This window comes from Sutcliffiella sp. NC1 (assembly GCF_027594365.1).
Lineage (GTDB): Bacteria > Bacillota > Bacilli > Bacillales > Bacillaceae_I > Sutcliffiella > Sutcliffiella cohnii.
Genome location: NZ_CP115153.1, coordinates 496,722 through 516,527, shown reverse-complemented (window position 1 = coordinate 516,527; position 19,806 = coordinate 496,722). Strand labels below are relative to the sequence as shown.

Below are 19,806 nucleotides of genomic sequence, written 5' to 3'. Positions count from 1 at the left end.
TTTACAATCCATTGAAGGAGGAAATAACATGTCTAATGTAGCAAGTGAAGATTTTAAACCATTTCATTCTATGGAGGTGAAACCTGTATGTAAGTTTGATCATTGGCAATATTTCTTACCTAAAGATTTTATTGTTCACGCAGCACCTTATTTAAATGCAAATAATATTATTGAACTTTGGGATGTAGTTGTTTGTACTTACGAAGAAGTTAATTTAAACAAGTCTTTAGATGATGAACAAGTAATAAAAGCAATTGTAGAATCACTTCGGATAACAATTGAAAGGGAATTACAGCAAAAAATTCATAAAACATTTAAAGGTTATTTCGCAGCTGTCTTAATTAACGAACTACGCGATTTAAAATCGTATAAAATATATTAGATACTGGGCAGAATTTAAGGAATTTATGTTTGGTAACATATAATTCAATCTGCCTTCCAATTAGTGTCTTATTTGCGGTAATCGTTATTTTATTTACGTTAACAATGATCTTATTAGAGTTTACTTCTTTTATTGGCCTTTCAACAGGATCCCTTAACAAAAGGGAGCCTCATTTATTTCACCGCAGCCGCTTTAACTGCATTCGTTCATTGAACAAGCTCGGGTACGTCAATAAACCAAGCATGATACTCGTTACTGATGCAGTTGTTAATAGTAAGAACAAAATGAGTAATTGAAATTGAACAGCTTCAATAGGACTAGCCCCGGCAATAATTTGTCCACTCATCATACCTGGCAGTTGTACTAGTCCTATCGTCTTTTGACTTTCTATTGTTGGGATCATGCTAGCTTTAATTGATTGAATAAGTTGGGTATGAATAGCTTGCTTTGGGTTTCCACCGAGCGATAAAATGAGTTCAATTTCATCATCACGAGATTTTACTTCGGATGTAAATCGGTTAAGAAATAGGATCCCTAACACCATTGAATTTCCAATCACCATTCCGCTAATTGGTATAATATATTGAGCTGTTGCCGGAATAATACCAAACCCAAGTAGGATACCTTGTGTGAGTATCTCAATAAAAATAAGTGTTACTGTAGCTTTCCACGCAATTCCCTTAAACGGCATATCCTTTTTCGCAACGTTTTGTGCAGCAGCAGCAATCATTACGATTACCATTAAGATAATAAAAATTAAACTTTCTGCTGAAAATACGAACGTTAAAATATACCCAACTGCAAATAGTTGAATGATTGACCGAACAACAGCAATGACTGTATCTTTTCCTAAACCAAGGTTAAATGTTTTAGATAAAATAATCGGGATAAGAACGAAAACTAGTGCCATTATTAATGCGATTGGACTCATTCGATTTCCCCCTTTACGAACGCTTGTACATGTTCATTCGCGGAGGTATGTAACAGGTCGATTTTCCCACATTCTAACAATTCTCCCTCTTTTAACATCCAAGCGTATGTGCCGACTTTAAGAGCTTGCTGTAAATTGTGGGTAATCCAAATTATCGTTACTCCATAATTTTTACTTATCTTCACAATTAGCTCATCTATTTCTTTTTGTGACACTTGATCTAGCGAAGAAGTTATCTCATCGAGCAACATAATTTTCGGTCGATTTACTAATGTCCTTGCAATTGAAACTTTTTGACGCTGCCCCCCTGATAAATCTTTAATATTTCGCCTTAAATGCTCTCCCTCTAGTCCAACATCATCTAATAATTTTACCGCTTCGTTTTCGGGTAATGACTTTCCTTGCAATAGCATCGGCAACGCTAAATTATGAAAAACATCCCCTTCTACCATCGGAGCACTTTGAAGAGCCATTCCAACTTCTTTACGCAATTGAACTGGATCATAGTCATATACATTTTTATTTAATATTCTTATCTCCCCAGAAGTCGGGGAAAGTAGCCCATTACATAATTTTAGTAGCGTTGACTTTCCAGCACCTGAAGGACCAACTAATGTTGTAACTTCTCCTTCTATGATAGAGCCAGTAATTCCACGTAATATATGAATACCATCTTCTGATTTATAATGCACATCATGAAACTGAATTGCTCCGCTCAAATCTTCTTCCTGCCTTTCGATAGCTTATATGTTTCTTAATCTGCTCTTACTATACAAAATTCAGTCATTGACTGCACATAATTAGAATCGTATCAAACCTAAAAAAAGACAGAATCTGCTGATCTGCCTTTTCATACAAACATCTTTTTAATTAATTCTCTATTTCTTTTTTTGAAAACTTCATTATGGGATGATACCATCGCCACTTTATTCGCTTCTGGTTGGATAAATTGCTTCGCTCGATTTACCGCATTCGCTGCATCTTGGAACGCACCTGCAATTAGATTTAATTTACCTTCATGCATTAAGATATCTCCCGCCGCGTAAAGACCCGGTATCGACGTTTCTCCATTTGCTTGCCCTTTCAAATAAAAACTATCGACCATTTCGATATGTAAAGGACTATTTTGTAATAGCGTAGTATCTTGTTCGAATCCGTGATTAATAATCACTTCATCGATTGGTAAGTACGTAACTTCCCCCGTCTCCGTATTAGTAAGCTCTACTCGTTCAATCTTATCTTGATTAAACGTAGCCATTAGTTTTGTTATTTCTGTTTGAAGAAGACATTGCACCGAACTATTCATCAATTGTGCCACTTGTGCTTCATGACCCTTTAAGGCATCCTTCCGATACGTAATGTACACTTTTTTCGCAATCGGCTCTAATTCATTTGCCCAATCAATCGCCGAATTTCCACCACCAGAAATAATAACGGTTTTATCTTTAAAGCGTTTAATCGATTTAACCGTGTAATTTAAGTTAGAAACTTCAAACCGTTCTGCGCCCTCGATATTTAACTTTTGTGGATTCAAAATTCCACTACCTACTGCTACGATAACTGTTTTAGTAAGATGCACATTACCTGACGCCGCTTTCAAAACGAAGAGCACTTCATCATCTCTAGTAATAGCATTAATTTTTTCACTTAACACAACAGTTGGCTGAAAAGTTAACCCTTGTTCTACTAGCTGTTCAATTACTCTTGCTCCAGGCGCGGGCGTCAACCCACCAATATCCCAAATCATTTTTTCTGGATATATATGAATCTTCCCACCTAAATGAGGCTGATACTCGATTATTTTCGTTTTCATCCCACGAAGACCGCTATAAAAAGCTGAATAAAGTCCAGCAGGCCCTCCACCAATTATTGTCACATCATATAATTCTAACTCGTTCATTACTTCCACTCCTTTGAAAGCGAAGCTCTAAAATGATTATCATTCTCAATTAACATAAATATACGATACTTTTCTCATTCTTACAACCAAAAAAATAATTGTTGACGAATTGCTGAGATGGAATTATATTAAATGATATACATGAAATTGATAATCATTTTCAATTACGAAACAATTTAGAGGAGGTTAGTTATGATTCGTCTTTTCACGGATGAGCTAACCATTGGCTATGGCGAGCAGTTAATTGTTAAGGATCTTACTATTGAGATTCCCGACAAAAAAATTACAACAATTATTGGTCCAAATGGCTGTGGGAAATCTACTTTACTAAAAGCAATTACTAGAATTATTTCCTATCAATCCGGTTCTGTTATTTTGGACGGAGAAAATATTTTAAAAGAAAATACGAAAGAACTAGCGAAAAAGATGGCAATATTACCGCAAACCCCAGAAAGCACTAGTGGTTTAACGGTTGGAGAGCTAGTTTCATACGGTCGATTCCCTTATCAAAAAGGTTTCGGACGTTTAACCAAACGAGATTATGAAGTAATCGATTGGGCTCTTGAAGTAACTGGTACAACTGATTTTAAATATCGAACAGTAGATGCGTTATCAGGTGGACAACGTCAACGAGTTTGGATTGCGATGGCGTTAGCACAAGAAACAGAAATAATTTTTCTCGACGAACCTACTACCTATTTAGATATGGCTCACCAACTCGAAGTACTCGAGTTGCTTCAACAGTTAAATAAAGAGCAGTCTCGAACAATCGTTATGGTTTTACATGATTTAAATCAAGCAGCACGCTTCGCTGATTACATTGTTGCTTTAAAAAATGGCTCGATCGTTAAGGCAGGCACGTGTGAAGAAGTAATCACTAGTGAGGTTTTACGAGAAGTATTTCATATTGATGCTCTTATTAGTAACGACCCAAGAACAAATAAACCAATCTGCATGACTTACAACTTATTAAAGGGAGAACTGAACAATGAAGAAAATCTTATTTCCAATCATTCTAATCTTAGTGTTATTTATTAGTGCTTGTAGCAACAACTCTTCTACTACTTCCAATAACGAAGAAAAAGATACTACCGAAAAGAACGAAACAATCGTGTTCGAATCAGAAAACGGTCCAATTGAAGTGCCCGCTAATCCACAACGCGTCGTAGTATTATCATCATTTAACGCAGGTAGTGTCATGGCACTAGATGTAAACATCGTTGGCGTTGATACTTGGGCAAAAATGAATCCGAACTACGAGCCATATTTAAAAAATGCAGAAGAAGTTACAGATGAAAGCTTAGAAAAAATTCTTGAGTTAGAACCAGATTTAATTATTGCCGCTCCTTCTAACAAAAACCTAGACAAACTTAGTGATATCGCTCCAACTGTTACATTTACATATGGAGCAGTTGATTACTTAACTCAACATATTGAAATTGGGAAATTACTAAATAAAGAAAAAGAAGCAGCTGAATGGGTAGAAGATTTTAAAAAACGTGCACATGAAGCTGGTAATGAAGTAAAAGCTCATATTGGTGAAGATGCAACAGTATCTGTTATTGAAAACTTTAACAAACAGCTTTACGTCTTTGGAGATAATTGGGGGCGTGGTACTGAAATTTTATACCAAGAAATGAAATTAGCAATGCCTGAGAAAGTTCAAGAAATGGCACTAAAAGACGGTTATTACGCTTTATCTCTTGAAGTACTCCCTGAATATGCAGGAGATTATATTATCTTGAGTTCCGACGGTGTTGATATTTCCTTCCAAGAAACAGAAACATATAAAAATATTCCAGCAGTAAAAAATGATCATGTATTTACTTCAAATGCTTCAGAATTTTACTTTAACGATCCAATTACATTAGATTTCCAATTAGAATTCTTTAAGAACAGCTTTCTTGGAAACTGATTAATTTTTGTAGGGTGCGCAAAGGTGTCATTACCTATGGGACACCCTTTCTTTTTTTGTAAAAATACTTTATTTCATAAGAAAAGATGAGGATTAAATGAATAGAGAAAAGCTACCTATCATTTCTTTTACATTTAAATTAATCGTTGGCTGCTTACTATTGATGCTTGTGTTTATGCTAGCGATTCGTTTTGGAGCAGCGGATGTGACTATAAGAGACATTTGGTTAGCGATCACTACGAATACGGCTGGTGAAAAATTATCTATTTTGCGAGAAATACGTTTCCCTCGAGCTGTTGCTGCAATCTTTGTTGGTGCAGCCTTAGCCGTTGCTGGTGCAATCATGCAAGGATTAACGAAAAATGCATTAGCTGATCCTGGTTTACTAGGTTTAACCGCCGGTGCCAACTTAGCGTTAGCGGTAACGATGGTTGCAATCCCAGGTGCTAATTACTTTACGATTATGATTGCCTGTTTCATTGGAGCAGCAGTTGGAACTTTTATGGTCCTCAGTATTGGGGCAATACGAAAAGGAGGCTTTTCTCCTTTTCGCATAGTTTTAGCTGGTGCTGCCGTAACTGCCTTTTTATCTGCAATTGCGGAAGGAATTGGGATTTACTTTAAAATATCAAAAGAAGTTTCGATGTGGACTTCTGGTGGGCTTATCGGGACTACTTGGGGACAGCTGCAAATGATCATTCCATTTATTTTAGTAGGAATATGTTCTGCCATTCTCTTATCTAAACAGTTAACTATTTTAAGTTTAAGTGAAGAGGTGGCTGTTGGATTAGGTCAGAAAACAACACAAGTAAAAATTGTATTATTTATTACGATTGTAATTTTAACTGGTGCTGCTGTAGCACTAGTTGGTAATATCGCGTTTATTGGTTTAATGATTCCACATATCGTTCGCTCTTTTGTTGGTAGTGATTACCGATTTATTATTCCGATGAGCGTATTTATTGGAGGAAGTTTCATGTTGTTAGCGGATTTAGTAGGGCGCACGATTAGCGCTCCTTACGAAACACCTGTAGTAGCAATAGTCGCCATTATCGGGCTTCCTTTCTTCTTATTCGTTGTCCGTAAAGGAGGTAAAGCCTTTTTATGATCCATCCTATCCTTTTGAAAAAACAACGAACAATTATTCTATTATTAGTTTTGTTCATTATTATTACGATGTTCGTTAGTTTAGGGCTTGGTTATTCCTCCCTCTCCTATGACAGGCTACTGCCTACACTGTTTGGTCAAGGTACTTTTAAAGAAGAGTTTATTCTATTTTCTATTCGGCTTCCGAGAATGATTGTTGTCCTTTTGGCAGGAATGGCGCTTGCTTTATCAGGAGCTATTTTACAAGGTATCACTCGTAATGATTTAGCGGACCCTGGTATTATTGGAATAAATGCTGGAGCTGGGATTGGTGTTGCTTGTTTTTATTTGTTTTTCCCGATACAAAGCGGTTATTTTGTATATTTACTTCCTATTATCGCTTTTGGTTCTGCTCTGCTCACATCATTTGCTATTTATGCTTTTTCCTATAGTCGAACGGACGGGTTCCAACCAATTCGATTAGTTCTAACAGGTGTTGGTTTTTCATTGGCACTTTCGGGTGTCATGATTTTACTATTCTCTTCCTTCGATCCATTTCAAGTAGATTTTATCGCTAGATGGCTTGCCGGTAACATTTGGGGAGATGATTGGCCATTCATTTGGGCGCTTCTTCCGTGGTTAGTCGTCCTAATACCATTTACGCTATATAAAGCGAGTCGGTTAAACATTTTAAATCTAGGAGATTCGGTCGCCATAGGGGTTGGTATCGCAATCCAAAAAGAACGAATCGTTCTATTATTAGCTGCAGTAGCTCTTGCGGCGTCAGCAGTATCTGTTACAGGAGGAATTGCGTTTATCGGTCTGATGGCTCCACATATTGCAAAAGCATTAGTTGGACCAAGACATCAATTATTCATTCCGATTGCAATTTTATTAGGTGGGTTTCTATTACTTCTTGCCGATGTAATAGGTCGAAATATTATAGAACCTGAAGGAATTCCTACTGGTATTATGGTTGCGTTAATTGGGGCTCCATACTTTATGTATTTGTTGATGAAAAAAGCGTAAATAAGGGTAAGTAAAAAAGGTCAGTTTAAAAACTGACCTTTTTCTTCTAACTATTCATATTTTATTTGAAACATAACGTCCTTATGAAATAAACACACTTAAAATAAGAGCAACACTTAAACCTACAAGTCCGATAATCGTTTCCATTACTGTCCATGACTTTAATGTATCTTTTACATCTAAGCCGAAGTATCTACCTACAAGCCAGAAACCTGAATCATTTACGTGTGAAAGTACAGTTGCTCCAGAAGCAATTGCAATAACAATTAAGCCAAGAACTGGTCCTTCTAACCCCATTATTTGAATTAATGGTGAAATTAAACCTGCTGCTGTTACCATCGAAACGGTTGCAGAACCTTGTGCAACGCGGACTGCCGCAGCAATTAAAAATGCTAGTAAGATTGGTGGTAATGCAGAGCCAGCCATCATATTACCAATAACATCACCAACACCTGAATCAATTAAGATTTGTTTGAAAACACCACCAGCACCTGTTACAAGTATAATAATACCAGCTGGCTCTAATCCTTTATTAGCAATATCTTGTACTTCCTGACGAGATAAACCACGCTTTGTTCCTAAAAACACAAACGTGAGAATTGTAGCAAAAGTTAATGCAACAAATGGATGACCTAAGAAAGTAAAGATTTGTCTTGCCATATTACCTTCTTCTAATAACACACCTGAAACTGTATTAAGTAGTATTAAAACTAATGGCGTTAAAATAATTGCCGTGATTAATTTAAAACTCGGAAGATCACGATTATCTTCTACTTCTTCTATATTCATATATTCCGGTACAACGACGTGAAGTCGTTTGGAAATATAACGGGCAAATAATGGCCCTGCAATAATCATCGAAGGAATCCCTGCTAGTACACCGAATAAGATAACCCAACCTAATTCCGCTCCTACTAAATCAGCAACCGCAATCGGTCCTGGTGTTGGTGGAATAAAGGAATGCGTAACAGCTAATCCAGCTAGCAACGGAATTCCATAATACAATAACGATTTACCTGTTTTCTTCGCTAATCCGTAAACAATTGGAACAAGAATAATAAAACCAACATCAAAAAAGACTGGAATCGCTACCAGAAAACCTGTGAAACCTAACGACCATTGTGCTTTATCTTCTCCAAAACGATTGATCATCGTTTTCGCTAGTCTATCCGCTCCTCCAGAAACTTCTAGCATTTGTCCAAACATTGCACCAAGACCGACAACGACGGCAACGAATCCGAGAGTTCCGCCCATCCCACGTTCCATCGATTTAATTACTTCATCTAGAGGCATCCCTGCTAGAATTCCAACAATTAAACTTACTAGTAATAAAGCAACAAATGCATGTAATTTTGTACGCATTACTAAAAATAATAGTAAGAAAATCCCTGCTAACGCTATAAGTAGTAATAAATGATCTGCCATAATGTACTCATTTCCTTCCTATTCATTGAGGCTTACTTCTTTTCAACCGCATGGCCGCCAAATTCATTTCGAAGTGCAGCAACGACTTTCCCAGTAAATGTATCATCTTCTTGAGAACGGTAACGCATCAATAATGCTAGTGTAATAACTGGAGCTGCCATTTCTAAATCTAGTGCCGTCTCGACAGTCCATTTCCCTTCTCCCGAAGAGTGCATAACCCCTTTAATATCATCCAGTTTACTGTCTTTTGAAAAGGCATTTTCCGTTAACTCCATTAACCATGAACGAATAACAGAACCGTTGTTCCATACTTTTGCAACTTTTTCATAATCATAGTTAAAAGAACTTTTTTCTAAAATGTCAAAGCCTTCCGCTATTGATTGCATCATGCCATATTCTATTCCGTTATGAACCATTTTTAAGAAATGGCCACTCCCTACTTCACCTGTATATAAATAACCATTTTCAACTGTTAGATTTTTAAATAATGGCTCAATCTCCTTGAAAACCTTTTCATTTCCACCTACCATTACACATGCTCCTTGACGTGCACCATCTACTCCACCGCTCGTACCACAATCAAAGAAGTAAATCCCTTTTTCTTCACAACGCTTACTTCTCGCAATAGAGTCTTTATAATGAGCATTTCCGCCATCAATAATGCGGTCTCCCTCTTCTAAGTGAGCCAAAATGGATGTGAATACTGATTCTGTTATATCACCTGCTGGCACCATCATCCAAACAGTTCTTGGTTTTTCTAAAGATTGTACGAGTTGCTCAATCGTAGCCGTCGTTTTTCCACCGTCTATCGATAGTTTTTCCATTGCTTCTACATTTACATCATTTGCAACTACATCATATTTTTTATCTAATAGATTAAGAGATAACTGATATCCCATTTTTCCTAATCCAACAATACCAATTTGCATATATATCATTCCCTATCGAAAAAATTTTCTTATTAAGTTCATTATACGAAAAAATTTTTTTTTAGCAAGCGTTTTCAAAAAAATATTTTTTCTCGACCTGTTTTCTTGTATAATATAAAGAAAGCCTTATCAGAGGAGTCGTTATGAAAAAACAACAACAATCCGTTCTTATGAATGTCCGGACAAACTATCCAAGATTTAGTGTAACGGAGCGAAAGATTGCAGATTATATATTAAAAAATCCGAATAAAATTATTCATTCTTCTATTAATCAATTAGCGGAAGATTTAGATGTGGCAGATTCTACTGTATTTCGTTTTTGTAAACGAATTGGCTATAAAGGGTATCAGGCAATGAAAATCGCACTAGCTTCAGAAGTAGTTTCCCCGATAAAAGATATTCATGAAAATGTCGATGAAGGAGATAGCTTTGATACGATTGCGTCGAAAGTTTTTCGAGCAAACATTGAAACGTTGGAGGATACGTTACAAATTGTAGATGAAGAACAGTTGCAGCTTGCTGTTGATACGATCGTTTCTTCTAAATCCGTTCACGTCTTTGGCAGTGGCGGATCGAGTATTATCGCTTTAGATGCCTATCATAAGCTAGTTCGAACAGGGGTAAACGTTCACACCGTAACAGACACTCATTTTCAACTAATGGCAGCATCTCAATTAACAGAGCAAGATTGTGCTGTCCTTATTTCACATTCAGGTTCTTCGAAAGACATTCTTCATATTTTAAATGTTGTGAAGAAAAATAATGTAAAAACGATCGCTATTACGAATTTTGCAAAATCCACTTTGAGTGCAGCCGTACATGTACCTTTATATACTAGCTCGAAAGAAACAGATTTTCGTTCAGAAGCATTATCGTCGAGAATTGCACAGTTAACGTTAATTGATGTCCTTTACGTTAATATTCTTTTGAAAAAGGGCGAGGAAGGACAAGCAGCACTAAAAAAAATGCGTGAAGCAATTTTAGTTAAAAGAATATAATTTTTTCCACGAACAAAAGCATGAGTCCGATGTTATCGAACTCATGCTTATCTTTTTCCATATTATAAGCTGTTATATTATTATTCTAATCCTGCTGTCCATTCCGCAACGATATCTTCATTTGCTTCTACCCATTCAGCTGCCGCATCACTTGGGTCTTTTCCGTTTTGAATTTCTAGCATTACTTTTTCCATTTCTTCTGTTTCCCAGAAGAAGTTATCTAACACTTTGTACGCTGCTTCTAAATCTTCTTCTAGTCCTTCACGAACCATAGTTTTAATGACTTCTTCGCCACCAAATGTTCCTTCTGGATCATCTAAATATTTTAAGTCATACGCACCGAACTTCCAATGTGGAGACCAACCGGTTACAATAATATCTTCTTCTTTTTCATACGCTTGGCTTAAAGCTGTAACCATTGCACCACTTGAAGAAGTTTGAACTCTCCAATCGCTAAGATTGCTGTAATCTTCTAATGTTTGCTGTGCAGCTTGAACAACGCCAGCTCCAGGTTCAATCGCAGTAATGGATTGGTTTGCTTCACTTGATAGGTCTGCAATAGAATCAACGTCCATATATGATGGAACAACTAAACCAATTTTTGCTCCTTCTAAGTTAGCTCCTAAGTCAACCATTTTATCGCCATACTCAGCGAATTGAGCAGCATGTGTTGCTGGTAACCAAGCTGCTACCATTGCATCCGCTTCTCCGTTTGCAACTGCTTCCCACATAACAGCATTATCTAGTGGTCTTAATCTAACATCATACCCTAGGTCTTCTAATACTTTTCCAACAACATGCGTAGAGGCAATTTCCGTATCCCATTCTACATATGCTAACTCAATTCTTTCACCTTTTCCAATCGTGTCTTCCGATCCACTTGTATCAGAAGAACAACCTGCTGCAAAAACAGCTAATGAAAGTGCCGCTGCACCTAACATCTTTTTCCATTTCGATTTAAACATTTCGTAATCTCCCCTTCTATTATTATTTATGGAAACTTTTCACGTTGAAAAGATATACCAGTTTAATCATTTTTCTTATTTAAGTTTTGTGTGATTCGATCAATAATGATTGCCAGGATAACAATTCCGATTCCTGCAACAAATCCAGGTCCTACTTGCGCACGCTGTAAGGAAGAAAGAACAGCATTTCCTAATCCAGGCGCACCAATCATCGAGGCAATAACAACCATCGATAGTGCCAGCATAACTGTTTGGTTAATTCCTGCCATAATGGTAGCCTTTGCAACGGGTAGCTCCACTTTCATTAACTTTTGAAAGCCAGTACTTCCGAAAGCATCGGCTGCCTCTACTAATTCTTTCGGCACTTGGCGTATACCTAAATTCGTAAATCGTACAGTTGGCGGTGTCGCAAATATTAAAGATGCAAATACACCTGGAACCATTCCGATTCCAAAAAAGGCAACTGCAGGTATTAAATAAACGAATGCTGGCATTGTTTGCATAAAATCTAGTATAGGAGAAAAGATTGCATTTGCCGTTTTACTTTTCGACATTAAAATCCCAATTGGAACTCCTATAATAATGGATAAAATACTTGCGATTAGTACTAACGTTACCGTGTTCATTAAGTCGTTCCAATGACCTTGGTTATAAATAAGCCATAGTCCTAAAATTGTGAAAGCCGGTAATCCTAACTTTTTCTTTGATGCAAAAAATGCAATGACCGCTATAACGATGATGACGATAATAGGCGGAATCGGCATTAGCACATCTTCTGCTAGAAATTCCATGAAATTACCGAAATGTACTTTAATAGGGTTAAAGATAAATGCAAACACGTTCGTAATCCAATCAACAAAAGCTTTTATTCCTTCTGCAATTGGTATTTTTGGAATAAAATCTAATATACTATTCATTGTCCACATTCACCTCACCGTCTCCAGCAAGAGCAGCAATAACTGATCCTCTTACAACAATTCCTACTAATTTCTCATTTTCTAAAACAGCTACTGGAACTGGTGAATCATGAATAATCGAGAAGATATCATTCAATGTTTTATCCTTTTCCACTGTTGGTATGTCTGTTTTAATAATGGAGGTGATGTCTGACACGTCTTTTTTTCTTGCCTCCGACGCATCTTCAGCCGTTATGTAACCTTTTAAATTCCGTTTACTATCAGTCACAAAAATAATCGATATTCCTGACTCTCGCATTCGTTCTAACGCAACGCGCGGTCCATGCTTTTCTATGTTGATTGTTTCAGGACGCTTCATAATGTGCTGTGCTGTTAACACTTTTGAGCGGTCTACGTCTTCCACAAATTTTTCAACATACTCATTCGCCGGGTTCATAAGAATTTCTTCCGGTGTACCAATTTGTACGATAGACCCGTCCTTCATGAGCGCTATTCTGTCGCCTAATCGTAATGCTTCATCTAAATCATGAGTAATAAAAATGATTGTTTTTTGCATAGTAGATTGTAAATCAAGGAGTTCGTCTTGCATTTCTTTTCGAATAAGTGGATCTAATGCGGAAAATGCTTCATCCATCAACAATACCTTCGGGTCATTCGCTAATGCTCTAGCTAGCCCCACTCTTTGCTGCATACCACCTGATAGTTGCCCGGGTTTTTGATGAATATAATTACCAAGGCCGACGAGCTTTAATGCCTCTGTTGCCTTTTCTTTTCGTTCCTCTTTTGGAACATCTTGTACTTCTAAGCCATACTCGGCATTTTGCAAAATCGTACGATGGGGAAACAGACCAAACTGTTGAAAGACCATACTTAATTTTTCTCTGCGCACTTGACGAAGCGCTTTTTTATCCATTTTGGATAAGTTTTCTCCATCAATTAAAATCGTTCCAGAAGTTGGTTCAATTAATCTATTAAGTAATCTTACTAGTGTAGATTTTCCACTACCGGAAAGACCCATAATGACGAAAATCTCACCAGCCTCTACTGAAAAAGATGCTTGATTTACTCCGACGGTACAACCAGTTTCTTTTAAAATTTGTTCTTTTGTGTACCCTTGTTCTAAAAGCTTGATCGCTTGTTTCGTATTTTTTCCAAATACTTTTGTTAATTGACTAATTTCAATCGTTGGCATACCTTCACCTCTATCCTTCTAACAGCACGTATAACTTGTTACTAAGCGTAAACGAATCGAAGTTTACTTACTTAGGTAATTATCACTATATAACCTTAACCCTTTTTTCACCTTTGACACAAACGTGAAATTTTCGAATAATCTTACATATTTTGAGATGAATCACTTTGAGCTAAAATGAGAAGTGACATTCGTTCATTTCCTCTCAAATGCTACCAGATGCTAAACATTGCTTGAGTTAATCTACTGAAAATTGCGATATTTCAGGGGGTTATTTTACATTTTTGTAAACGTATGTACGTGATAACAATTAGTTCTTTTCTCACCGAAAAAACCAAGTACTTTTATTCGTACTTGGCTTAATAACATATATTCTTAATCCATTATTTTTACAACCATTTTTCTTCTTGCATAAAAGAAATAACTAAATTGAATAGCATGATAAATACTCGCTATTATAAAAAAGTTAACTAACAGGCTAGGATTCTCCATAATTCCACCTATATCAGTTGCTAAAATCATAATGTATAAATACGCAATCGTTGCTCCGAGTATAGTTGGTAAAAAGAATAAGAATGATAGCTCCTGTGAAATTACTTTTTTCACTTCTTTTACTGTTATTCCAACTTTATATAACTTCCTATACTTCACTTTTTCCTTCTCAATGTCAGAGAACAAATGTAAATATAGGAGAATAAACGTTCCAAAAAAGAAAATAACACTTAAGAAGATCGTGACAAAAAACATAATACCATTTGTATGCTTTTCCCTGTTATAATCAAACACTTTTGCTGATAGTTGTAGCAAATCTTCTTCTAAAGTATATATAGTACGGAAATCCTCGATTGGTGGTGTGGATGCGTTTTTGATACTTAACGTATTTTCTAATTCCTTGGCCGCATCTATTGTATTTTTCCAATTGTTCAAGTTGATTAATTGAAGATTGGCAGAATATGTTTCCAAGTTATTCTTTAAAAAATGGTAGTCTGATTCATTGACGACAATTATGTCGTTAACATAACTCAAATAATTTATATGTCTTTCCATTTTAGTATCCTTTAATTGATACGTAAGCTGGTTGTTTCCAACATGAAAGGTTAATCCTTGATCATAGTCGCTATTACTATATGCATACTCTGGGACACTATTTATATAGTAAAGATACTCACCGTCTTGTAGTTGGTCCTGACTAGACGTTAACGTGTTAAAGTCTTCAAGAGACATGAATGTGTATATATAATGCACACCTTCCCAATACGGATGCTCTTGAAAATAGTTGAAAATTGGTATGTCCAAATGTTGTGTAATTCGGTGCTCCTCTTGATCCAAAATGGTATAAAGATCATGGACCGAAATATTGTTTTTCGTCTCTGTTTGAATATAGGCGATATCAAACGGACTATGTTCCTTCACTTGTTTTTCTACAGAAGTATAAAAGAACAATAGTAACGTACTATAAAAAATCGTCACCATTACCATCACCGTGATGAGCATTAATAGAGATGTTAATTGTTTAAATTTATAATCTAAACTAGTTAACACTAATAATCTTCGATAGAAATACGACTTATTTCTTTTCGCTATATCGATATAAAAGCTAAAAAACTGATTAAGACACATATACAATCCTGCTAATAATATAATGGTCCAAAGAAGCAATAAACCACCTGCATCCCCTGCTGTTGCATAAGTGAAATAGAGTAATAAAATGGAACCGACAACTACCATTAACCCTATCCCACCTAATAGAGGACTTTTCATTTTAATCGTCTCTGCCACTTTATCACTCTTTAAACTATCCATTAAGTTAAAGTATAAAATTTGGATGAGCGATTTCCCAACTGAAAAAAGAAAGACGAGCATAAAAGCACAAATAGAGTACAAGAACATATTACTATTTATATGAAAGGATACTCCTTGAATGCCAACGCTGTTCATTAGTAAAAGGAAGAACAGCTTAGAAAAAACAGCTCCTCCAACAATTCCAGAAAAAATGGAAACAAAACCAATTACACCGTTTTCAACTAATAGTAGTTTACTAATATCCCGATTAGACATTCCTAGTGTGATAAAAAGACCAAACTCTTTTCTTCTACTTTTCATAAAAACAGTATGCGCATTGCTTATGAAAAATACAGTGAAAACAACAAGTGCAACAGCAGGAATGATTAACGCATCTTGAATGCTTTCTAGTTCCTTTACAGCGACAACTTGGTCGTTAAAATAAACAGTCGAAAACATAAAAAAGAACAAAACTGCAAAGCTATTACATAAGTAATAAAAAATATACTTTCTACTATTCACCTTTGCCATTTTCCAAACGAGCTGACTAAATGTCATACGATTTCCCTCCTAAAACAGCAAGGTTATCGATAATCTGATTTAAAAACTCCTTCCTACTTCCTTTTTTAATAATATAAGAATGAATGAGCCCATCTTTTATAAAAACAACTTTTCGACAGTAGCTTGCTGCAAATACATCATGTGTGACGACAAGAACTGTTGTCATAAGCTCATCAACGATTTTCTCAAAACATTCCATAATGGTAGAGGACGATTTTGAGTCTAAATTTCCAGTTGGCTCATCGGCAAAAATAATATTCGGGTCGTTTGCTAATGCGCGGCTAACAGCAGTACGTTGCTGTTGCCCTCCTGAAATGTTGTAAGGATATTTATGTAAAATGTCTTTAATTCCAAATAGATTGGTGACACTTTGAACTTTTTCTTCCATTTCTTCTATCGTTTTCTTTTCTAGTACCATCGGTAACATAATATTTTCTTTCACCGTTAAGCTATCTAATAAGTTGAATTCTTGGAACACAAAGCCTAATTGCTTTCGGCGGAACAACGCTAATTCATCTCCTGACATTTCGCTTAGTTCTCTACCAGCAATTACTATCTCCCCAGAAGATGGTTTATCTATCCCACTGAACATATTTAATAGCGTTGTTTTCCCACTACCAGAAGGACCCATTATGGCAATAAACTCACCCTTTTGAACCGAAAGGCTTATACCACCTAAAGCAGTTGTTGCTCCTTCCCCACTAGATTCGCCATATACTTTTACTATATTGTTAGCTTCTAAAATAACCATCCGTTTCCTCCTTATACCAAAACACTTTGCTTTCTTACTACCTATCGTATAAAACATAGAGGCTTCCAACCATCGGAAATGCTAAAAAAACCTTACAGTTTTGTAAGGTAATTTTGCATTTAAAGGGGAACGTTCAAGAACTTTCTCTGATCTTTCTCTTCGCCTTTTCCTGTCATCCATTGAACGGTTACCGTTGTCCCCACTGAAACTCTTGACTGAACCGTAATCGTATGGCCTAACTTATCCGCAATCCTTTTACATAAATAAAGGCCAATTCCTGTTGAGTTCGGATACTTCCTACCGTTTTCGCCTGTAAAAAATGGCTGGAATACTCGCTCTACGTCATATGGAGGCATACCGACTCCTTCATCTTTTACGGATAGCGTTGTATACGTTTCGCCTTGTTCAACCTTAAAAAGAAGTTTTTTATTGCCACTTTTAAAGCTCGAATATTTAATTGCATTGGAAACTACTTGCTCTAATAATACTTCATTCCATTTAGAGTCTGTAACGATTAAAGCTGACTCACCATCAAATTCAATAGTCGGAAAGATGGATTGGTAAATACACTCGCGTTTTCGTTCGTTCATTATTTTTCTTAAAACGTGTAACAAATCAACTGACTTTACTTCTAAATCATTCTCAACGTTCTCCATGCGGATCATCGTTAAGCCTTGCTCGATAGAAGAATGTAGTCGTTTATTTTCTCGTTGTATTTTTTCTAGTAGCCTATCAGAATCTTTTTCCTCTTTATTCAAAATAAGCTCTATAACTGAGACAGGCGTTTTCAAATGATGCATCCAATGAGATAAAAAGTAAACTCTTTCTTTATTTTTTTCATTCATCTCATAGTACTTACTCTTATGTTCACGATTCACCTTTTGGAGCAACAGTTGAAATGCTTTTTGTTCTTCTGTATGAGCAATCATCTCAGCAAAATCATCGTTTAACATTCGACTAACAGCACTGTTCGTTTCATAGTATCGAAGCCAATCTATTATGAGATAAATAGTTAGTAAGAACCCCCCTACAACTAGCGGGTAAAAGTACTCAGTATTCGCTGGCTCAGTAAGGTGAAAGTAGACGATAATAGCAGACATATTTAGCAAATAAAAGACGATGAGCAACAATCTATCTTTCAAAAAATTTACGAGTAACCCTTTAGTCATTGTTCATCCCCACAGAATATTGAAGCATATACCCTAGCCCTCTTTTCGTTTTAATCACCTGTCCTACACCTATCTCCACAAGCTTTTGCTTAATTCTCGTTATATTAACAGTTAGTGTATTATCATCAACAAACGTAAAGGAATCCCACACTTCCTCCATTAACTGTTCCCTCGTTACGTAAGCATTGTTATTTTCCATCAACTTTCTTAACAGCTTATATTCATTTTTGCTAAGTTCCTTGCTCTTTTCTCCGTACGTTATTGTTAAAGTTTGCGAGTCTATATAAAGTTCACCTATAGAAGTGTTCTGATTTTCTTTGAATGCATATTCCCCGTACACTCTTCGGACCGTTGCTTTAATTTTTGAATGTAATATATCAAACGTAAACGGCTTCGTAATATAATCATCTGCCCCAAGTTCAATCGCCATTATTTGATCCATTTCCTGACTTCGCGCAGAAATAATAATGATTGGGACATTCGATTTTTGGCGGAAGCTTCTACATAAATAATAGCCGTCATAATAAGGAAGGTTTATGTCAAGTAACACTAAATCGGGTTGGAAGTTCACAAATTCTTCTACTACATTCGCGAAACTTTTTGGTTGCGCTACTACATACCCGTACCGCTCGAGATTTTCTTGAATGATTTCACTTAACTGGGGATCATCTTCAATCAGCATTATTTTATGCATCATAACTCTCCTTTTAACAGTAGCTTCCCTTATCATACCATTTTCTTCTATTAAACTAGGAGAATTTTAAAGAGTAACACTAGCTGTCAAATTGCATATATTATTTCTTTTTTCCGATAAATCCAATACAATATTGTTAGAAAAAATGGTTCATTGAAGGAAGGTTAAATGTGAAGATTTTAGAACGGAGATATAGTGGCAAGATTAAGGACGTTAATAGGTAAAGAAATGATACAAAATAGTTTACATTAAGCATTTTTTTTCGAGAAATAACATAAAAAACTGCTTGTCCGTTTTCAACTTGGAAAGCATTCGTATGTGGATTTTAAGATCGTACAAGCGGACCGTGAGGAGCGAACTTATGTTGATATGATCATATCCGGTAACCCTAACAATGGATCCATTCAATCGGAAGCGAGAATTAGTTACGAATATACGTTAAGGGGCTAAAAAAATTTTGCCCCTCTTTAACTACACGCCAGTCCACAAGAGCATCTATTTTTCCCTAGGAGTAACGAATACGCTGCTGGAAATTCTCGATTAACTCGTTGTACTTCCAAAGCAAACTGTTGATTGTTTTCAGGAACACCTGACAGTGAGTCTGCCTTTTCTTGACTATCAATGCTAGCCCCAGGTGGAACAAATGAGTTCGGCCTAAGCTCGACACCGTCCGTAATGACCGCTCCAGAAGAAATAAAGCTATCTCGACCAACTTTTGCATTGAAAACGACCGATCCAAATCCAACAAACACATTATCTTCTATTAAACATGGTCCGTGAATAAGCGAACCGTGCGCACACGTTACTCCCTTTCCTATATAAATGGAATACCGTTTGTTATTTCTTGTGACAAATTCATGTTCAAGGCCATGTAAAATGACCCCATCCTGCAAATTGCTGTTACTCCCAATATGAAAAGGAGTTCCTTCATCCGCTCTTAACGAAACGAATGGCCCAACAAAAACATTATGTCCGACTCGCACATCGCCCACGATATATGTAAACGGACTTAAGTACGCAGTAGTAGCAATAGTAGGTATGCGGGAATAAGGATTAAACGTTGTAACCGGGTTTGGCCCGATAAACGTTAAATGGTTTCTGTTTTTCCACATCGACAGTCACCCCCTAAACTAGTGTTACTATCCTATGCTACTCTACCTGTTATTTTGCCTGGCCTTAC

The 19,806-nt window shown here is 36.4% G+C and carries 19 protein-coding genes; 6 read left to right on the top strand and 13 right to left on the bottom strand.

The window, feature by feature from the left end:
• The first annotated feature begins 28 nt into the window (after positions 1–28).
• Positions 29–382 carry a hypothetical protein gene (locus O1A01_RS02595; RefSeq protein ID WP_066418791.1) on the top strand — a complete coding sequence of 118 codons (354 nt, stop codon included), beginning with the start codon at positions 29–31 and terminating at the stop codon, positions 380–382.
• A 178-nt stretch (positions 383–560) separates the two neighbouring features.
• Here O1A01_RS02595 and O1A01_RS02590 read toward each other — a convergent pair whose 3' ends face one another.
• The 3 genes from O1A01_RS02590 to O1A01_RS02580 all read right to left on the bottom strand — a co-directional run bounded on the left by O1A01_RS02590 (position 561) and on the right by O1A01_RS02580 (position 3,213).
• Positions 561–1,313: an ABC transporter permease gene (locus tag O1A01_RS02590; RefSeq protein WP_270065486.1), complete on the bottom strand. Its 753-nt coding sequence runs from the start codon at positions 1,311–1,313 to the stop codon at positions 561–563.
• Positions 1,310–2,032, bottom strand: coding sequence for an ABC transporter ATP-binding protein (locus O1A01_RS02585; RefSeq protein WP_270065485.1), 723 nt, complete (start codon positions 2,030–2,032; stop codon positions 1,310–1,312). The genes O1A01_RS02590 and O1A01_RS02585 overlap by 4 nt, the downstream gene beginning before the upstream one ends.
• 131 nt (positions 2,033–2,163) lie before the next feature.
• Positions 2,164–3,213, bottom strand: coding sequence for an NAD(P)/FAD-dependent oxidoreductase (locus O1A01_RS02580; RefSeq protein WP_270065484.1), 1,050 nt, complete (start codon positions 3,211–3,213; stop codon positions 2,164–2,166).
• Between the two features lie 192 nt (positions 3,214–3,405).
• Here O1A01_RS02580 and O1A01_RS02575 point away from each other — a divergent pair, with 192 nt between their 5' ends.
• From O1A01_RS02575 to O1A01_RS02560, 4 genes are all read left to right on the top strand, one after another.
• Complete coding sequence (locus O1A01_RS02575) at positions 3,406–4,251, top strand: ABC transporter ATP-binding protein (RefSeq protein WP_270065483.1); 846 nt, start codon at positions 3,406–3,408, stop codon at positions 4,249–4,251.
• Entirely contained in the window at positions 4,202–5,128 is a 927-nt protein-coding gene (locus O1A01_RS02570) for an iron-hydroxamate ABC transporter substrate-binding protein (RefSeq protein ID WP_270065482.1), read from the top strand. The genes O1A01_RS02575 and O1A01_RS02570 overlap by 50 nt, the downstream gene beginning before the upstream one ends.
• A 97-nt stretch (positions 5,129–5,225) precedes the next feature.
• The gene (locus O1A01_RS02565; RefSeq protein ID WP_270065481.1) at positions 5,226–6,236 is read left to right on the top strand and encodes a FecCD family ABC transporter permease; all 1,011 of its coding nucleotides are present in this window, start codon (positions 5,226–5,228) and stop codon (positions 6,234–6,236) included.
• Positions 6,233–7,243: a FecCD family ABC transporter permease gene (locus O1A01_RS02560; protein WP_270065480.1), complete on the top strand. Its 1,011-nt coding sequence runs from the start codon at positions 6,233–6,235 to the stop codon at positions 7,241–7,243. Before O1A01_RS02565 ends, O1A01_RS02560 begins: the two co-directional genes overlap by 4 nt.
• A gap of 81 nt (positions 7,244–7,324) precedes the next feature.
• On the opposite strand, the gene O1A01_RS02555 is transcribed toward O1A01_RS02560, so the two are convergent.
• Together O1A01_RS02555 and gnd are read right to left on the bottom strand one after the other, a co-directional pair.
• Entirely contained in the window at positions 7,325–8,668 is a 1,344-nt protein-coding gene (locus tag O1A01_RS02555; protein WP_066418809.1) for a GntP family permease, read from the bottom strand.
• Between the two features lie 32 nt (positions 8,669–8,700).
• Positions 8,701–9,597: a phosphogluconate dehydrogenase (NAD(+)-dependent, decarboxylating) gene (gnd, locus tag O1A01_RS02550; RefSeq protein WP_270065479.1), complete on the bottom strand. Its 897-nt coding sequence runs from the start codon at positions 9,595–9,597 to the stop codon at positions 8,701–8,703.
• Positions 9,598–9,740: 143 nt separating this feature from the next.
• Between gnd and O1A01_RS02545 the strand changes: the two genes are divergently transcribed.
• Positions 9,741–10,595 carry a MurR/RpiR family transcriptional regulator gene (locus O1A01_RS02545; protein WP_066418816.1) on the top strand — a complete coding sequence of 285 codons (855 nt, stop codon included), beginning with the start codon at positions 9,741–9,743 and terminating at the stop codon, positions 10,593–10,595.
• Positions 10,596–10,675: 80 nt separating this feature from the next.
• Here O1A01_RS02545 and O1A01_RS02540 read toward each other — a convergent pair whose 3' ends face one another.
• The 8 genes from O1A01_RS02540 to O1A01_RS02505 form a co-directional block, all read right to left on the bottom strand.
• Positions 10,676–11,560 (bottom strand): glycine betaine ABC transporter substrate-binding protein, encoded by an 885-nt coding sequence (locus O1A01_RS02540; RefSeq protein WP_270065478.1) that lies wholly within the window; start codon positions 11,558–11,560, stop codon positions 10,676–10,678.
• A gap of 62 nt (positions 11,561–11,622) precedes the next feature.
• Complete coding sequence (locus O1A01_RS02535; RefSeq protein WP_066418819.1) at positions 11,623–12,477, bottom strand: ABC transporter permease; 855 nt, start codon at positions 12,475–12,477, stop codon at positions 11,623–11,625.
• Positions 12,470–13,669 carry a quaternary amine ABC transporter ATP-binding protein gene (locus O1A01_RS02530; RefSeq protein ID WP_066418822.1) on the bottom strand — a complete coding sequence of 400 codons (1,200 nt, stop codon included), beginning with the start codon at positions 13,667–13,669 and terminating at the stop codon, positions 12,470–12,472. The genes O1A01_RS02535 and O1A01_RS02530 overlap by 8 nt, the downstream gene beginning before the upstream one ends.
• Positions 13,670–14,044: 375 nt before the next feature.
• Positions 14,045–16,009: an ABC transporter permease gene (locus O1A01_RS02525; protein WP_270065477.1), complete on the bottom strand. Its 1,965-nt coding sequence runs from the start codon at positions 16,007–16,009 to the stop codon at positions 14,045–14,047.
• Positions 15,999–16,763 carry an ABC transporter ATP-binding protein gene (locus O1A01_RS02520; RefSeq protein ID WP_270065476.1) on the bottom strand — a complete coding sequence of 255 codons (765 nt, stop codon included), beginning with the start codon at positions 16,761–16,763 and terminating at the stop codon, positions 15,999–16,001. The genes O1A01_RS02525 and O1A01_RS02520 overlap by 11 nt, the downstream gene beginning before the upstream one ends.
• A 119-nt stretch (positions 16,764–16,882) precedes the next feature.
• Positions 16,883–17,932 (bottom strand): sensor histidine kinase, encoded by a 1,050-nt coding sequence (locus O1A01_RS02515; protein ID WP_270065475.1) that lies wholly within the window; start codon positions 17,930–17,932, stop codon positions 16,883–16,885.
• Positions 17,925–18,626 (bottom strand): response regulator transcription factor, encoded by a 702-nt coding sequence (locus tag O1A01_RS02510; RefSeq protein ID WP_270065474.1) that lies wholly within the window; start codon positions 18,624–18,626, stop codon positions 17,925–17,927. Before O1A01_RS02510 ends, O1A01_RS02515 begins: the two co-directional genes overlap by 8 nt.
• Positions 18,627–19,093: 467 nt before the next feature.
• Positions 19,094–19,738 carry an LbetaH domain-containing protein gene (locus O1A01_RS02505; protein WP_270065473.1) on the bottom strand — a complete coding sequence of 215 codons (645 nt, stop codon included), beginning with the start codon at positions 19,736–19,738 and terminating at the stop codon, positions 19,094–19,096.
• Positions 19,739–19,806: the final 68 nt, after the last annotated feature.

What these genes read in the sequence shown, in the direction of transcription:
- O1A01_RS02595 (WP_066418791.1), top strand. Translation starts at nt 29, where the DNA reads ATGTCTAATGTAGCAAGTGAAGATTTTAAACCATTTCATTCTATGGAG.
- O1A01_RS02590 (WP_270065486.1), bottom strand. Translation starts at nt 1,313, where the DNA reads ATGAGTCCAATCGCATTAATAATGGCACTAGTTTTCGTTCTTATCCCG.
- O1A01_RS02580 (WP_270065484.1), bottom strand. Translation starts at nt 3,213, where the DNA reads ATGAACGAGTTAGAATTATATGATGTGACAATAATTGGTGGAGGGCCT.
- O1A01_RS02575 (WP_270065483.1), top strand. Translation starts at nt 3,406, where the DNA reads ATGATTCGTCTTTTCACGGATGAGCTAACCATTGGCTATGGCGAGCAG.
- O1A01_RS02570 (WP_270065482.1), top strand. Translation starts at nt 4,202, where the DNA reads ATGAAGAAAATCTTATTTCCAATCATTCTAATCTTAGTGTTATTTATT.
- O1A01_RS02565 (WP_270065481.1), top strand. Translation starts at nt 5,226, where the DNA reads ATGAATAGAGAAAAGCTACCTATCATTTCTTTTACATTTAAATTAATC.
- O1A01_RS02560 (WP_270065480.1), top strand. Translation starts at nt 6,233, where the DNA reads ATGATCCATCCTATCCTTTTGAAAAAACAACGAACAATTATTCTATTA.
- O1A01_RS02555 (WP_066418809.1), bottom strand. Translation starts at nt 8,668, where the DNA reads ATGGCAGATCATTTATTACTACTTATAGCGTTAGCAGGGATTTTCTTA.
- gnd (WP_270065479.1), bottom strand. Translation starts at nt 9,597, where the DNA reads ATGCAAATTGGTATTGTTGGATTAGGAAAAATGGGATATCAGTTATCT.
- O1A01_RS02545 (WP_066418816.1), top strand. Translation starts at nt 9,741, where the DNA reads ATGAAAAAACAACAACAATCCGTTCTTATGAATGTCCGGACAAACTAT.
- O1A01_RS02540 (WP_270065478.1), bottom strand. Translation starts at nt 11,560, where the DNA reads ATGTTTAAATCGAAATGGAAAAAGATGTTAGGTGCAGCGGCACTTTCA.
- O1A01_RS02535 (WP_066418819.1), bottom strand. Translation starts at nt 12,477, where the DNA reads ATGAATAGTATATTAGATTTTATTCCAAAAATACCAATTGCAGAAGGA.
- O1A01_RS02530 (WP_066418822.1), bottom strand. Translation starts at nt 13,669, where the DNA reads ATGCCAACGATTGAAATTAGTCAATTAACAAAAGTATTTGGAAAAAAT.
- O1A01_RS02525 (WP_270065477.1), bottom strand. Translation starts at nt 16,009, where the DNA reads ATGACATTTAGTCAGCTCGTTTGGAAAATGGCAAAGGTGAATAGTAGA.
- O1A01_RS02520 (WP_270065476.1), bottom strand. Translation starts at nt 16,763, where the DNA reads ATGGTTATTTTAGAAGCTAACAATATAGTAAAAGTATATGGCGAATCT.
- O1A01_RS02515 (WP_270065475.1), bottom strand. Translation starts at nt 17,932, where the DNA reads ATGACTAAAGGGTTACTCGTAAATTTTTTGAAAGATAGATTGTTGCTC.
- O1A01_RS02510 (WP_270065474.1), bottom strand. Translation starts at nt 18,626, where the DNA reads ATGCATAAAATAATGCTGATTGAAGATGATCCCCAGTTAAGTGAAATC.
- O1A01_RS02505 (WP_270065473.1), bottom strand. Translation starts at nt 19,738, where the DNA reads ATGTGGAAAAACAGAAACCATTTAACGTTTATCGGGCCAAACCCGGTT.